Origin of the sequence: Pontixanthobacter gangjinensis, from assembly GCF_009827545.1 — a bacterium.
Classification (GTDB): Bacteria; Pseudomonadota; Alphaproteobacteria; order Sphingomonadales; family Sphingomonadaceae; genus Pontixanthobacter; species Pontixanthobacter gangjinensis.
This window is the reverse complement of the sequence record NZ_WTYS01000001.1, coordinates 199042-211596: the sequence shown is the minus strand read 5'-3', so window position 1 is coordinate 211596 and position 12555 is coordinate 199042. Positions and strand designations below refer to the sequence as shown.

General features: G+C 56.7%; 13 protein-coding genes. 5 read left to right on the top strand and 8 right to left on the bottom strand.

The features are described from left to right. The first annotated feature begins 41 nt into the window (after positions 1 to 41). Positions 42 to 290, top strand: a complete 249-nt coding sequence (locus tag GRI36_RS00985; RefSeq protein WP_160596767.1) for a hypothetical protein — start codon at positions 42 to 44, stop codon at positions 288 to 290. Positions 291 to 383: 93 nt separating this feature from the next. On the opposite strand, the gene GRI36_RS00980 is transcribed toward GRI36_RS00985, so the two are convergent. Together GRI36_RS00980 and GRI36_RS00975 are read right to left on the bottom strand one after the other, a co-directional pair. Next, positions 384 to 1406 (bottom strand): serine hydrolase, encoded by a 1023-nt coding sequence (locus GRI36_RS00980; protein WP_235902127.1) that lies wholly within the window; start codon positions 1404 to 1406, stop codon positions 384 to 386. A 120-nt stretch (positions 1407 to 1526) separates the two neighbouring features. Next, complete coding sequence (locus GRI36_RS00975) at positions 1527 to 1934, bottom strand: baeRF12 domain-containing protein (RefSeq protein WP_160596766.1); 408 nt, start codon at positions 1932 to 1934, stop codon at positions 1527 to 1529. 100 nt (positions 1935 to 2034) lie between these two features. Here GRI36_RS00975 and mtnP point away from each other — a divergent pair, with 100 nt between their 5' ends. Continuing rightward, on the top strand, positions 2035 to 2901 hold the full coding sequence (gene mtnP / locus GRI36_RS00970) for an S-methyl-5'-thioadenosine phosphorylase (RefSeq protein ID WP_160596765.1): 867 nt from the start codon (positions 2035 to 2037) through the stop codon (positions 2899 to 2901). 66 nt (positions 2902 to 2967) lie between these two features. Here mtnP and GRI36_RS00965 read toward each other — a convergent pair whose 3' ends face one another. Then, positions 2968 to 3963, bottom strand: a complete 996-nt coding sequence (locus tag GRI36_RS00965) for a radical SAM protein (RefSeq protein WP_160596764.1) — start codon at positions 3961 to 3963, stop codon at positions 2968 to 2970. A 14-nt stretch (positions 3964 to 3977) separates the two neighbouring features. Beyond that, positions 3978 to 5396, bottom strand: coding sequence for a dihydrolipoyl dehydrogenase family protein (locus GRI36_RS00960; protein WP_160596763.1), 1419 nt, complete (start codon positions 5394 to 5396; stop codon positions 3978 to 3980). A 103-nt stretch (positions 5397 to 5499) separates the two neighbouring features. On the opposite strand from GRI36_RS00960, the gene GRI36_RS00955 reads away from it, so the two are divergent. Both GRI36_RS00955 and GRI36_RS00950 read left to right on the top strand, forming a co-directional pair. Next, positions 5500 to 6558, top strand: coding sequence for a methyltransferase domain-containing protein (locus tag GRI36_RS00955; protein WP_160596762.1), 1059 nt, complete (start codon positions 5500 to 5502; stop codon positions 6556 to 6558). After that, positions 6555 to 7589 (top strand): SDR family oxidoreductase, encoded by a 1035-nt coding sequence (locus GRI36_RS00950; RefSeq protein ID WP_235902126.1) that lies wholly within the window; start codon positions 6555 to 6557, stop codon positions 7587 to 7589. The genes GRI36_RS00955 and GRI36_RS00950 overlap by 4 nt, the downstream gene beginning before the upstream one ends. Before the next feature lie 3 nt (positions 7590 to 7592). Here GRI36_RS00950 and GRI36_RS00945 read toward each other — a convergent pair whose 3' ends face one another. Together GRI36_RS00945 and GRI36_RS00940 are read right to left on the bottom strand one after the other, a co-directional pair. After that, a complete protein-coding gene (locus tag GRI36_RS00945; RefSeq protein ID WP_160596761.1) occupies positions 7593 to 8336 on the bottom strand; it encodes a glycosyltransferase in 744 nt (247 codons plus the stop codon). Continuing rightward, complete coding sequence (locus tag GRI36_RS00940) at positions 8315 to 8893, bottom strand: TIGR04282 family arsenosugar biosynthesis glycosyltransferase (RefSeq protein ID WP_160596760.1); 579 nt, start codon at positions 8891 to 8893, stop codon at positions 8315 to 8317. The genes GRI36_RS00945 and GRI36_RS00940 overlap by 22 nt, the downstream gene beginning before the upstream one ends. A gap of 53 nt (positions 8894 to 8946) precedes the next feature. Here GRI36_RS00940 and GRI36_RS00935 point away from each other — a divergent pair, with 53 nt between their 5' ends. Next, positions 8947 to 9747, top strand: a complete 801-nt coding sequence (locus tag GRI36_RS00935) for a sterol desaturase family protein (RefSeq protein ID WP_160596759.1) — start codon at positions 8947 to 8949, stop codon at positions 9745 to 9747. Positions 9748 to 9749: 2 nt separating this feature from the next. Here the strand turns inward: GRI36_RS00935 and GRI36_RS00930 are convergent, their stop codons facing one another. Further along, positions 9750 to 10514 (bottom strand): aspartyl/asparaginyl beta-hydroxylase domain-containing protein, encoded by a 765-nt coding sequence (locus GRI36_RS00930; protein ID WP_160596758.1) that lies wholly within the window; start codon positions 10512 to 10514, stop codon positions 9750 to 9752. Between the two features lie 114 nt (positions 10515 to 10628). Next, positions 10629 to 12467 (bottom strand): DUF885 domain-containing protein, encoded by a 1839-nt coding sequence (locus GRI36_RS00925; protein WP_160596757.1) that lies wholly within the window; start codon positions 12465 to 12467, stop codon positions 10629 to 10631. Between the last annotated feature and the right edge of the window lie 88 nt (positions 12468 to 12555).

The window sequence follows — 12555 nt, the reverse complement described above, 5'->3', positions numbered from 1 at the left end:
CGGCCGTGCGATATCCACTCGCTGTTTTAAGGAATTTATACATGCGTAAGATCGTATTTGCTGCCGCAGCTGCCGGCGCCGCTTTGACTCTCGCTGCTTGCTCGGAAACTGCCGATCAAGCTGGTGAAACTGTAGACGCAATGGCTGCTGACACAGAAGCAAACGTAGAAGCTGCTGGCGACGCTGTTGAAGGCGCTGCTGAAGCAACTGCTGAAGGCGCTGAAGAAGCTGCTGTTGAAGCAGAAGCTGCTGTTGAAGGCGAAACTGAAGCTGAAGCAGCTGCTGAATAAGCGCTCGCTTTAGAATTACGAAAGGGCGGTACCGCAAGGTGCCGCCCTTTTTGTTTGCCCAATTGGCGGAAAAGCTAGTCCGCCGCCCTGTTGCTAACCGCCATTGCGGTATTCTGCGTTTGTCCAGTTCCGGCTGCTGCCGTCCGAATATCCGTCATACAGTGCCTTAGCGATCTGTGCGATGCGCGCTTCCCGCTTGAGGCGGGCGCCTTGGCCGGTGACATAAATCGCGACTGCAATCGTCCGTCCGTCTGGCGTAATGAAAGTCCCGATATCGCTCGACGTGTTGTTCAGTGAACCCGTCTTATGCGCTACGTTTGCCGAATCGGGCAGCAGAGCGGGTATCCGGCGCTTACCGGTACGGCATCGCTCCATTGCCCCGATGATCACGCTGCGCGAACTGGCCGATAAAAAACGGCCTTGATACAATCCGGTCAGAAACTGAACCATTACCTTCGGTGTGGCACTGTCGCGTTCGTCGATATGCGCAACCGGATCAAATTCTCCATCATCGCGCACCAAAGTGGCGATGTCGCGCGTCAACTGGAATTCGTCCATCCCGTTGCGGCGCATCCAAGCGTTCACGGCGCTAGGGCCGCCTACAACATTAAGCAGCGCATCGGTGGCCGAATTGCTGCTGCGGGTGATCATAATTTCAATCAGATCGCTTGCGGGCAAATAATTCCCTTTTCGCACGGGCGCCTTGAGCGATGAATATTTCGCGGAACGTACGGGAACCAGCAAAGGAAATTCGCTCGAAAGGCTCCATCTGCCCCGCTCGACCCCTTCTAGGAAAGTTGCTGCGATTGCCAACTTGCTGGTGCTGGCCATCGGGAAGCGCTGGTCGCCCAGAATCGATATCGCCTGACCAGTCGACAAATCAACCGCGGCCACGCCGATCCTGCCCTCATCGCCATCAGCGATCTGGGCAATTCGTCGTTCAAAACCGCTGTCGTAGACAGCATCGAAGCTTTGCGGAGTGCGTTGCTCGGTTCCGAATGATCGGTCGAACGCCGCCTGAAAATCGGTTGATTGGGCCTGTGCCGGCGCAATCGCTGCAATGCCAAGCGCAAACGCAGCACTAAGCTGCCCGAACATCTTTGATCCTAATCGCATGACCGCGTGAATACCCCTAGGATGGTTTGTAAATTCTTAACGCGGATCCTAACGACGCAAGAATCCGCGATGCAACCATGATAGCGGTGAGAAGTGTTATCGGGGCGACCAAATCATGCGTCAGGCCGCAATAATCGCTTTCTCAATTCGGTCCGTCGGCTCGCCAGTCATGGTTTTGGCGATCTCGCCGACCAAACGCTTCTCCAATTCGGAGTGATAATGCCGGCGCATTTCGCCCAGTGTCTTTGGGTCAGCGATCACCAACAGGTCCGAGATATCACCGCTGAGCGCTTTCGAATTAAGCCATTCGGCAGCCGCCGTTCCATGCGCCAATTCAGTCAGGTCAGTCGCGCCTGTTTTCTGACCGCCATCGTCTTGATGCTTCACCCCGGCGCTGAAATTGGTCGCGTCCAGATCAGGCTTAGCTACCTGCTTCAATTTTGGCTCGAAGATCTGGCCCGTGTTCTGCATGACTATGAAATTTTCACCATCGACGATTGCAACATGGGCATTATTCGGCAGTTTCATTAAATTCTCCTGATTGTATAATGCTCTAACGTTCGAGAGCCCAATTCGTTGCCGGGTTTTCGAGGTTTTCTGATCCGCTGCGGAATGATAGTATCATTGTATGAAAACAAATTGGACCATCGGTATTATCGGAGGCAGCGGCCTCTACCAGATTGATGCGCTGGAAGATGCGCAGTGGATCAGGGTGAATTCCCCCTTTGGCGAGGCATCGGACGAAATCCTGTGCGGCCGGATTGGCGATGTGCAGGTGCGTTTCCTTCCGCGCCATGGTCGCGGACACAAGATACCGCCGAGCGAAGTGAATGCGCGCGCCAATATTGATGCGCTGAAGCGGGCCGGATGCACCGACATCCTCGCCATATCGTCGGTCGGCAGCCTGCAGGAAGAATTACCGCCCGGCCATTTCGTGGTGGCGGACCAATTTATCGACCGGACAAAGACACGCGCCTCCAGCTTCTTTGGCACAGGCATGGTCGCCCATGTCAGCATGGCTGAACCCGTATGCGAACGGATCAGCACTTTTGCTGCGGCGGCAGCGACCCGGGCAGATGCCAAAGTCGCCCATGGGGGCACCTATCTGGCGATGGAGGGACCACAGTTCTCGAGCCGCGCCGAAAGCCATCTTTACCGAAGCTGGGGCGCCGATATTATCGGTATGACTGCAATGCCCGAGGCGAAACTAAGCCGCGAGGCGGAGATGCCTTACGCGCTGGTCGGCATGGTCACCGATTATGATTGCTGGCGTGAAGATGCGGCCTTTGTCGAGGTCAGCGAAGTGATCGCGCAAATGAATGCCAATGGCGAAACTGCAAGGCGGACAGTCGAGGAGTTTATCGGTGCGCTGCCTGCAGAACGCGAGGCGTCACCGCTCGACACAGTCCTCGATTTTGCGGTGATCACTGCACCAGATGCGCGCGATCCAGCATTGCTGGCGAAGCTGGATGCTGTGGCTGGGCGGATTTTGTGAGTGCTTTTCTGCCTTCATAGCCCCGGATCATGTCCGGAGTTGACGGTGGGTGAGTTAGCCAAGGAGCTAAGCCGAGCAGCTGGCCCCGCCCAGTACGCAGAACCGCGCACAATGCGGGTGGTTGAGCGACACGTCACGTGACGCCTCTGCCAACGTCGCACCCATATCGAAGCCGGCATCATAGGGAATTAGCGTGCAAGCCGCGACGCGCGGGGCGGCTTCGCCCTTGCGGTGGACGACCATGCGGCTGGTGGCGCACATGATGTCGGCCGGTGATTGGCCAAGGATGCTCCAGCACTCAGTGGTAATCTCGGCAATGTCTTTGGTCTCGTCCATTTCGGGGAACAGGACCATTCGTGCCGGGTCATGCGCATCGATCCGGATATTATGCGCCGTGAACAATTCTGCATAGCCAGAACGGGCCTGTTCCATAGTCTCGCCGGGAAGCAATCGGCCCGCGACCGCGATGGAAAAGCCATTGTCCGACAGCCATTTCAGGCCGTTAATGGCTGCATCCCAACTGCGCGGCCCGCGTTCGCCTTCATGGCCAGCCTGCGTATGATGATCGAGGCTGACGCGGATTGTCAGCTTGCCGCCGAAGCGTTCTTTCAGATCGAGCAGCGCTGCTTCATGCCGGCGCATCGGCTTCATCGCATTGCTGAGTACCAGCGCGTCAAAGTCGCGCTCCAAAGTATCGGTCAACATTGCGACAAATTCTGGATTCATGAACGGCTCGCCGCCAGTGTAGCCGATTTCGGAAGTCGGCAGGCCAGTCGCGGCAATCTCGTCCAGATAGGCTGCAACATGATCGCGGCTGATAAAGACCAGCGCATCATTGGTCGGGCTGCTTTCAATATAACAGGTGGCGCAGGCAAGGTTGCACAAAGTGCCGGTGTTGAACCACAGCGTTTCCAGCTTGGTCATGGGAACCGACGCGCGCAGTTCGCCCTTCGCGGTCCGCACGGGATCGGAGAATTTGGCCTCTGGCAGCGCCTCGGCCTCAACCCGAAAAGGGGAGGGACCGGTAGGCGCGTTGCGGCCTTTTGTGCGGGCGTCGGACATTCGGATACTCTCGCTCAGCTAAAGGTGCGGCGCATCTTGGCGACGAAACCGGCATATTTCTTGGGCAGCGAACCGAACACGGTCGGCTCCCAGGCAGAAAACGCTGCGGCCTTCGATATCTCGCTGCGGGTAGGGTAGGAAATGATTGCGGAACCAAGCGCAAAGCTGCTGCTTTTGCCGGTGATCGCTTGGGTGAAGGGCAACAGCAATTCGCCGGCATTCTTGCCGCAAATGCTCGCGCCGACCACCTTCTTGCCTTTGAACATTACTTTCAGATGGCCCTTGGTCGAATCCTCGGCGATGGCGCGTTCATTGTCGGCAAAGGCTTCTTTCACCACTGTGATTTTGTCGCCGAATTCCTTACGTGCCTCTTCCTCGGTCATGCCAATTTGCGCGACTTCGGGTTCGGTATAGGTGCACCACGGCAACGCCTTCCAATCGACCTTGGTTGGAATGCCGGTGGTTATTTCCAGCGCAACGTTGGAACCTTCATAGCCCGAGACATGCGTCAGGCGCGGCCCCTCGCGGCAATCTCCGATGGCGTATATGCCCTTGACCGAAGTGCGGCGGCGGGCGTCAACCTTGATGCCGTTACGGCCCAGCTCCATGCCCAATTCCTCCAAGCCGTAACCTGAAACCCGCGCGCTACGGCCAACCGCGATCAGTAGATGCGATCCGGTTATTGTTTCGCCGCCATCGGTATGAACGCTGATGCTACCTTCGCTACCTTCTACCTTCATGCCTTTGCCCGCGACGAAGCGGACGCCTTCGTCCTTCATCACATCAACCACGACTTGAACCGATTCGCGGTCATCACGGCTCATCGGCGTACCCGGTTCGATCACTGTGACTTCACAGCCGAGGCGGCGGAAGCTTTGCGCCATTTCCATGCCGATCACGCCGCCACCAATAATAACGAGGTGTTTCGGTTGCTCGGTCAGTTCGAACAGGTTTTCGTTGGTCAGATAGGAAACGCTATCAAGGCCCTCGATTGGCGGAACAAAAGGTTCTGAGCCGGTCGCAATAACAATACGCGGGGCCTTCAACGTGCGTCCGCCAACTTCGACGGTTTGTTTGCCGGTCACTGTGGCGCGCCCCAACATAACCTCGCAGCCCATTTCCTCGAATGTTTCTACCGAATCATGCGGCTCGATATGGGCGATGGCGTCGTGAATATGCTTGTGGACACCGGCCCATTCGACCTTAGGCGCAGCGAGTTGAACACCGTAACGCTTCTCCTCGCGGGCTTCCTGTGCGCGCTTGGCTGCCGTTATGATTGCCTTGGAGGGGACGCAGCCATTATTCAGGCATTCGCCGCCCATCTTGTTGCCTTCGATCAAGGCAACCTTCAGTCCAAATAGTGCGCAGCCACCCGCTGCGGTTAGGCCAGCGGCTCCGCCGCCGATTACGATAACATCATGGGTAAATTTCATTGTGGTCCCTCTGTAACGGGCTATGGCGCGCAAACGAACCCTTTTGTGAAGCTCGCGTCATTGGTAATGGCCTGGCATTCGCCGGAACGGGACTGGAAGTTACATGAATATCGAAAATAGCCGCGACTATTATGGCAAGGTTCTAGGCGGATCGGATGATCTGAAAACCGATGCCTGCTGCACCACAGAAGCGCCGCCGCCAGCCATTATGGACGCAATGATGAACGTTCATGAGGAAGTGCGAGCGCGTTACTACGGCTGCGGCCTCGTCAGCCCGCAAGCGATTGAGGGCGCGCATATTCTCGATCTGGGGTCTGGCAGCGGTCAGGATGCCTATATTCTCGCGCAGATTGTCGGCGAAGCGGGCACTGTCACCGGAGTGGACACCACACCCGAGCAGCTGGCCGTGGCGAATGATCATCTGGAATGGCACCGCGAGAAATTCGGCTACGCCAAATCGAATGTGATGTTTGTCGAAGGCGATATCGAAAAGCTCGACCAGCTCGATCTGCCCGCAAATCACTATGATGTGATCGTGTCGAATTGCGTGATCAATCTCGTTGCCGACAAACATGCAGTGTTTTCGGCCGCTTACCGTTTGCTGAAACCGGGCGGCGAGCTGTATTTCTCCGACGTTTATTCCGACCGCCGCGTTCCTACGCATTTGCAAAGCGATCCGGTGTTGCACGGCGAATGCCTTTCGGGCGCTCTGTATTGGGGCGACTTTATCGACCACGCCAAGAAAGCAGGCTTCCTCGATCCGCGCCTCGTTTTTAGCCGGCCATTGGCAATTGGTGACAAGGATGTCGCGGCCAAATTGGATGGGATCAATTTTCATTCGGCTACTTACCGCCTGTTCAAATTGCCCGATCTGGAAACGCAATGCGAAGATTACGGCCAGGCAGTAATTTATAGGGGCACCATTCGCGGACAGGAACGCGTGTTCGAACTGGATGAGCACCACCATATTGAGGCAGGCAAAATCTTCCCGATTTGCGGCAACAGCTGGAAGATGCTCGCAGACTCGCGCTTTGCCGAGCATTTCACCTTTATTGGCGATTTCAGCACTCATTACGGCATTTTTCCCGATTGCGGCATTGCCGCGCCGTTTGCTGATGGTGCCGGCGAAAGTTCTGCTTCCGCTCCGGCTGCTTGCTGTTGAAGATATTTCTGACAGGGGCCGCCGGATTGATCGGCGGAGAGGTCGCTGCGCGCCTGCTTTCCGCGGGGCACAGCGTAACTGCGCTCGTTCACAATAATCGGGATATTCGCGCCAACGACAGCATCGAAATTTCGCCGCAGGAAGTTGTCGCGGGAGATGTCTCCGCGCCTTTGTTCGGCTGGGAAAAGGCCGAGTGGGACCGGCTGACCGGAAGCCACGATCTGCTGATCCACTGCGCGGCAACCGTGCGGTTTGATCTCGATGACGAGACTTATCGCAAGGTTAATACAGGTGGCGCGGCCAATGCCGTGGAATTCGCACGGTCGGGCGATATGCCAATCCTCCATGTGAGTACCGCTTATGTTTGCGGCACTCGCAACGGACCCATCCTCGAGAGCGACCGGCTACCGGAAAGCGGCTTTGCCAACGGGTATGAGGCCAGCAAGGCGTCGGCAGAAAAGCTGGTTCGGGCCAGTGGAGTGCCGTTTGCAATTGCGCGCCCCAGTATTGTTGTGGGTGAAAGCGTAACTGGCCGCATTCGCCAGTTCGACACAACCTATGCCGCGTTCAAATTGATTGCAGAAGGGCGCGTACGGCACATGCCGGCGCGCGCGTATGCGACGCTGGATTTTGTTCCGCTTGACCATGTCGCGGCAGGGATCGTTGCGCTGGCGCAGAATATGCGCCGCGCAGACGGTGCCATCTGTCATCTGGTTTCAGGGCGCCCCATTCCCGTGGGCATGTTCACCGATGGGATCGCGGCTTTTCCGCAGTTTCACCGACCAGAATTGGTCGAACCAGAGAGCTTCGACCCGGCAGCATTGCCTGCGCTGGAGCGACGCCTCTACAAACGCGTGGCCGGTCTCTATGCGAGCTATTTTCAGCGCGATCCGCATTTCGATGATCGCGTGGCGCAGGAAATGACAGGTTTGGTCTGTCCGCCAACGGGCGCGGAATATTTACACCGGCTGATCAGCTATTGCATCGATGCTAGGTTCTTGAAGGGGGCTCAGGAAGAGGCGGCGGAGTGAGCACTAGCGAATGTCTGGATAATCCTTCGCCATCCGGCTGCGTGCTCCCACAGCCCATAAGATCCCGACCTTGAAGTAAATCCAGTTGGCTTTGAGCGGCCCCCAAGCTGCGATGCGCCTATCCGAAGTTTCGACCCAGCGGCGGACCAGCTTTATTTTGCCAAGCCGTGCGAATTTAACGCATAAATCGGCTTCCTCCATCACAATGTCCCCCGGCGTGCAGCCACCAATTGCGAGGAATTGGGCGCGGCGGAAAAACATCGCGTGATCGCCAAACAGCAGCCGTACCCCGCGCACAAACAAATGCGGGCGGGTGATGAGCGGTGCGTACCAAGTCTTGATCCAATTGTGGAACGTTGTGAACCAGCGGGTCTTCTGTGGACCTTTGATCAGCGGCGTGAAGCTGGCGAGAGCAATCTTGGGATAGGCCAGCGTGTCGCTGATCACTTGGACCATGTCGGCAGGCGGAACCGTATCGGCATGAAGAACGCAGATCTGTGTGGCCGTGCTCGCCTCAACGCCGGCGTTGATCTGGACCGCTCGCCCGGGCTCGGTTTCGAGCAGTTGGTGCCCGGCTCCTCGGATCAAATCACAAGTTGCATCGCCGCTGCCGCCGTCGACAAACAGAATTTCGGCAGGTTTCGGGTTAAGGCCGTCAAGGACCTTGAACATCGCCGGCAGAGCGGCTTCCTCGTTCAGCACAGGAAGGACAATACCGACATCGGTCACGGCAAGAATTCCGGCCATTGTTCGAGGTCTGCTGCAGTGTCTACATCGCTCAATTCGGGCAGGACGGCTGGCCGGATGCCTTGCGCGACAAACCTCTTCAGGGTCTCGGCAAAGACGGTGTCAGTGCTCCATTCCATATCGGTAAAGGCAAAGTCAGCGGATTCTTTGTAGCCGAGCAAATAATAACCGCCATCGCTCGCCGGACCAATCACCATTGGGTCGGTCTGAAGCGTGTCGCGCGCTGCGATCAGAACTTGCGGGATAAGGCCGGGACAATCGCTGCCGATCACGATAGCCGGGGCGGAAACTCGGCTGAGCTTAGCGGTCAGATCGCCATCGCCTTGTTCCACAACGCGCAAATCCTGGCCCAGCGCTTCGCGGAAATGCGTGGGCGGCGCGCCGGTTACACGCAGTTCAAACGCAATACCGCTGGCGCGTGCGACCTCGACAGTGTGCGCGAGCAATTTGGTGTAGATCGCCGCTGCTCCCTCAGGACCAAATCCAGGTATCAGCCGTGTTTTGGCTTCGCCCGGAGTGGGCCAACGGCAGAAGATTGAAATCAGCGGTTCGGTCATATTAAGGGTTCTAACGGCTCGACTGGACCTGCGCCATGGGGCATTGAGATGGTATGAAATTTGGCAAACTGGCAATGCTGATCGGCGCTGGCGCAGTAGTGGGCGGGATTCTGCTTGCCGAACGTAAAGTGCCCTTACGTGAACAGAAGAAGCCAGCGATCCCACGCAATATCCGCAATCTGGCAATGGGTGCTGGCTGCGCTGTGATAGTGGCGGCGGTTGAGGAACCGCTGACCAAGGCGATCGCCGAGAAAAATCTGGCTGGAAAGCGCGGTTTTGCCCAGCATCTGCCGCGCCCCTTACGGCTGCTTGGCGGGATTGCTGCGATGGATTACGGGTTTTATTGGTGGCACGTTGCCACGCATAAGCTGCCGTTCTTGTGGCGTTTTCACCGTGTCCATCACATCGACCCTGATATGGATGCGAGCACAGCGGTGCGTTTTCACCCGGTGGATATGCTGGTGTCGCTACCATGGCGGCTGGTGCAGGTGCGCCTTTCGGGGGTCAGCCCGAAATCGCTGCGTTACTGGCGCAATTTCTTCAATTTTTCGATCCTGTTCCACCATTCGAATATAAAGCTGCCGGATGGCGTTGATGAAAAGCTGTCAGCCGTTCTGACCACGCCCAAAATGCACGGCATCCACCATTCGAATGTGGTGGCTGAAAGCGATAGCAATTTCACCAGCGGGCTGAGCTTCTGGGACCGGCTGCACGGCACTTTCCTGTCTCAGCCGCCTCAGGACGGGATTACTATCGGTGTTGACGACCCGGAAGCTGCCGAAGATGTCGCGATCGACCGGGCATTAGGCGCGCCCTTCCGGCAGATTTCCGCGCCGCGCCTACCGGAGGGTTAAGCCTATTTCCCGACAGACTTTCGGACATCGCCCACAAAGCTTGAATGCCTGATCGCGTGATAAAGGGCGCGTGAGGCGAGATGGCCTGCCAGACGCATTTGCCGCTGCACTTGCAACAGCAGCACGACACGCGGCTCTCCCGACTGGTTCCACACTTCGTGCGGATAGGTCTCGTCGAACACCAACCATTCGCCTTTGCGCCACTGGACGATCTTGTCGTTAATCGCAATCTCGCAGCGGCCATCGTCGTCAGGCAGCATCAGGGGTAAGTGACAATTGAGCCATGACTTGGTCAGCCCCCTGTGGCGGGGCACATGGGTACCAGGTTCCATTATTGAAAGAAACGCTACGACCACACCGGGGATGCGACTGATTGCTTCAACAATGGTGGGGCAACGGGCCTCATTCTGTTCCACATGATAGCCATAGCCCTGGAAGAAGAAGCTCTTCCAAGCTGGGGTCGAAGCGATGCGCCGGTGGTCAGGGGAAATCCTGCCGAGCGGAGGAATAGCCTCTCGTTCTCGCATTAATGGTGCAATTTCGGCGCGCATTGCTGCCCATTGGTGCGCGACTTCGTTCAGTCCCGGTACCAACGCTGGGTCAATTATCGGGGCGTCACCAACTTTTGATTGTCCGGCGAGCAAGCGGTTGACCGGATCGCGCAACCGCTTGCCAAGCCTGATCAACCGCTTTTGCTTGGGGCGAATGTACCGCTCCGCGTCAGGCGGATTATGTGCGACCTTACTCTGGCGAGCAGGTTGGTTCATTCACAAATGATAGCATTTGCACGGCAAGGATGGATTGTAAAAACCCGACGAATGTAAAAATCCTCAGCCTACGCGTTACGAAGCCTCTGAAAAGTATCGCCAATTGCAAAAATATCAGCCGCCTTTCACTTCTGCGATCCATTGGTCCACCCGTGTTTCAAGCAGATTGAGCGGCACCGAACCACCACCAAGCACGGTGTCGTGGAACCCGCGAATATCGAAATCATCGCCAAGATCTGCCTCGGCCTTTGCGCGCAATTCAAGTATTTTGAGCATGCCGATTTTGTAAGCAGTCGCTTGGCCAGGCATCACGATGTAGCGGCGGACCTCTGACTTTACTGCTGCTTCGGGGATTGGTGAATTGGCGAGGAAGTAATCGACCGCTTGCTGTTCAGTCCACCCTTTGGAGTGGATGCCCGTGTCAACCACCAGCCGGATTGCGCGCCACATTTCGGTCGTTAGACGGCCAAAGTCGGAATAGGGGTCTTTGTATGCGCCCATTTCCTTGGCGAGAAGCTCCGAATAGAGGCCCCAGCCTTCGCCAAAGGCGGAAAGATAGAAGCCTTGCGAGCGGAATTTCGGGATGCCAGTCAGTTCTTGCGCGATGGACAGCTGCATATGGTGACCGGGATTGCCTTCGTGATACGCGATCACTTCCAGCGCCGGAATCGACATCGCACGCATATCGGATAAATGCGCGTAATAGATACCAGGTCGCGATCCGTCTGGCGTGCCTGTGCGGTAATGCTGCGCTGCACCGTCCTGTTCGCGGAACGGTTCTACGCGGCGGACTTCTAGCGGAGCCTTGGGCAGAATTCCGAAATATTCAGGCAGTTTGGTGTCGATGAAGGCGAGGTGACCCTTCGCAGCGTCGATATAATCCTGTGCGCCCTTATCATCATTCGAAAAGTAGAATTGATCATCTTCGCGCATGAATGTGAAGAAGGATTGTAAGTCGCCATCATACTCGACCTGCTTGGTGATAGCTTCCATTTCAGTCCGGATGCGGGCGACTTCTGACAGGCCGATATCGTGGATTTCGTCTGCCGTCAGATCGGTGGTGGTCATGGCATTGAGGCGGTAATTATAGAAATCAGCACCATCGTTCAGCGCGCTTACGCCGCGTGCTTGGGCATCTGCGTTTTCACGGTCTTTGGTAAACCAGTCGATTACGCGGGTGTAAGCAGGAGCAAAATTATCGGTTAGCGCGGTCCGTGCCTCTTCGCGCAATTCGCTCGCGCGTTCTGCTGTGATGACCCCATCTTTGGTCAGGGTATCAAGGTGCCCCTCGCTCGCGGTCCATAGCGCTGATGGTTCGCCGCTTTCATCGAATGGCGTGCCGCTGGTGATTTTCTTTGATTCGGCAATCACCGCATCATAGGAAAATTGCGGAGGGCGGGTGCCAGCCTTGGCATTGTCCTGCGCCCGAACCAGTGATTGATCGATTGCGGTCCCGATACCGCCGATGCGTGCGATAAATGCCACCATGTCGTCTTCGCTTTCAACCCGGTGCTGGCTGATCAGGAAACTGGGCAGGCCCGAATGCGTGCCATTCATCTGATGAAGAATATATTGCTGGCCGCGGAATTCGGCGCCCGCTTCTGCCTGATCCGTGCGGAACTGCCACATGTCCCATGACAGTTTGGCATCATCTGACAGCGCGTCATAGTCGAAATTGGCTTCCATCTCGGCAGTTGTCTGCTGCCACCATTCGAGCTGCTTCTGCTCGGCCTCTACGCTTAAATCGTCGATTTTGTCGTAATCGGTTTTCATGCCGAGCGCTGTCTGTTGCAGCGGGCTGAAAGCGACCAGTTCGTCAAACTTATCGTCGAACCAAATGTTGATGCATTCGGTTTGCGTGGTGGCGCATTCAATCGTGGCGACTTGCGCGCCGATGGGGCTGCAGCTGGTGATGGCGGCCGAAGCGAGCAAAAGGGCGGCAAAGCGTTTCATGATCGGCGAATCCTCAAATGGTGTTCAAGATTCCCGGTACGATGCGTCAGCTTTGCATGAAAAGAAAGGCCCGGGGAATCTCTCCCCC